Raw genomic sequence first — 2,187 nt, 5'->3', positions numbered from 1 at the left:
TCGCTCGGGTCGCGCAGCACGCCGGAGGGACCCCGGTAGTTCGTGTCGGCGAGGGCGCTGAAGCTGGTGCCGTTGGTGGAGGAGTAGACCCACAACTCCTGGTCGGCGGCGCCGTCGCCCTTGAAGGTGGTGTAGAGGTATCCGGCGGCGGCCTGCGCGGGTGACGCGGCGACCACGGCGGTGGCGACGGCGGTGAGCAGCGCCAGGCAGAGCCGGGCTAAGCGGTGCGGGAGCTTGCTGGTCACGCGGGGCCTCCTGAGCAGCGGAGCACGGGAACCGTGCTGGGCGCGCTGGTGGTGACCGGGCCCCGCGCCGGATCTTGTGACGCGGGTCACCACCTCTCGTGTGAACGCTAACACCTCCGCGACCGGCCGATCAAGGGCCGGTGCCGACCGCGGCCTGCTCCCCCTCGGCGCGCGAGTCGGTGGCGGGCGGGCGCTCCGGGACCAGGGACAGCAGGTGGACGCCACCGGCGACGGCCAGCGCGGCGAGCAGCGCCAGCACCACGTCACCCGGCTCGCCGCCCACCCGCTCGCCGAGCAGCACCACGCCGACGACGGCCGCCGTCAGCGGGTTCACGGTGGTGTTGACCGACAGCGGCGCGCCGAGGCCGTAGCGGTAGGAGCGCTGGGTGAGCAGCACGGCCACGACGACCAGCACGAGCGCGGCGGGCACGACCGGCGCGGTGTCGGCGTGCAGCAGCGCGCCCGCGCCGCCCTCGGCGACGAGCAGCACCGCGGTCTGCAGGAGCGCGGCCAGGACGCCGAACGCGATCCCGCCCGCCGCCGCGAGCCGCAGGCCGCCCGCGTTCCCGCGCCCGAGCAGCACGAGCACCACGCCCGTCACCGCGAGCAGCCCGACCAGGTCGCCGCCGGACAGCACGCGCGCGCCCGACCCGGTCCCCACGACCAGCAGCACCGCGACCAGACCGGCGCCCACCAGCGCGGACCCGCCCCACTCGGCCCGCCCGACGGCCTCGCGCCGGGAGAGCGCGCCCAGCAGCACGGCGAACGCCACGGTCAGCACCCCGAACGACTGCACCAGCACCAGCGGCCCGAACAGCAGCGCCGCCACGTGCAGCACGCCCCCGACCCCGTTCAGGGCGAGCGCCCACCACCACGCGGGCGTGCGCGCCAGCACCCGGCCGGGCAGGTGGGCGAGCCGCTGCTGGCGCACCGCGCCGACCGCGTAGGCGAACGCGGAGGCCACGCTCAACCCGATGCCCGTTGCCGTGCCGGTGAGGTCCACATCGGACAGCGTAAGGGGGAGGCGGTGAACAGGGCGTCATGCGGGGCAAGGGTTTTGGGGTTCGGCGGCGGCGCGGTACGGCCGGATCCGGTCAGCGGGCGGCGATCCGTGCCGCGAGTCGGGCGCACTCCAACTCGCGGAGGGCTCGGCCAGGGTGGTCACGCGCACGTCGGCCGAACTGGACGCCGTCGACACCGCCGTCGAGGGGCAGCACCCAGCCGCGCTCAACGCGCTCCCCGGCAGGGGGACGCGGTGACGCGCTCGCCCGGCAGGGGGACGCGGCGGCACACGGCGCGGCAGCACACAGCGCGGCGGTACGTGGACCGTCCCCGGTGACAGCTCCCGTCGGGATGTGGCAGGACAGCAACGGAATCGCCGGTGGAGCGGCAACGGAACTCCTGGTGGAGCGGATGCTTGGCCGCTGACGCACCGCTGCCGCCAGGGAGAGCGGGCAGCCAGGCGACTGAGGTTCCTCGTGCTCGACGACGCATCCCAGCAACCGTCGAGCACGAGGCAGAGTCCCACCTACCGTCGAGCACGAGGCAGAGTCCCGTCGCCATCGTGTGCGAGGCAGGCCCCTACCGCCGCCTGACGGCGTAGGTCAGGTGGGTCACCCCCTCGCCGGGCTCGGCGCGGATCTGCTCCAGGGCCACCCTGGACGCGTCCACGCCCTCGAACAGGCGGATGCCCGCGCCGAACAGCACCGGGGACAGGGCGACGGTGAACTCGTCCACCAGTCCGGCGTTCAGGTGGCGCAGGATCGTCTCGCCGCCGCCCGCCACGCGCACGTCCCGGTCGCCCGCGGCCTCCCGCGCCTGGGCCAGCGCGGACTCGACGCCGTCGTTCACGAAGTGGAACGTCGTCCCGCCCCGGCGCTCCCAGGGGGCGCGGCGCTCGTGGGTCACGACGAACACCGGGGCGTGGAACGGCGGGTCGTCG

At 75.2% G+C, this 2,187-nt stretch carries 3 protein-coding genes; all 3 read right to left on the bottom strand.

The features are described from left to right. On the bottom strand, positions 1-245 hold a 245-nt coding region (locus ACTUAL_RS12290; protein WP_440900321.1), incomplete at its 3' end, for a hypothetical protein. A 130-nt stretch (positions 246-375) separates the two neighbouring features. After that, on the bottom strand, positions 376-1,248 hold the full coding sequence (locus ACTUAL_RS12285) for a hypothetical protein (protein WP_440900320.1): 873 nt from the start codon (positions 1,246-1,248) through the stop codon (positions 376-378). A gap of 578 nt (positions 1,249-1,826) precedes the next feature. Then, the coding region (locus tag ACTUAL_RS12280; protein WP_440900319.1) for a dihydrofolate reductase family protein at positions 1,827-2,187 on the bottom strand (361 nt) is incomplete at its 5' end.

This window comes from Actinosynnema sp. (assembly GCF_052038725.1).
The sequence above is the reverse complement of the archived record's forward strand: the minus strand, read 5'-3'. Positions and strand labels throughout refer to the sequence as shown.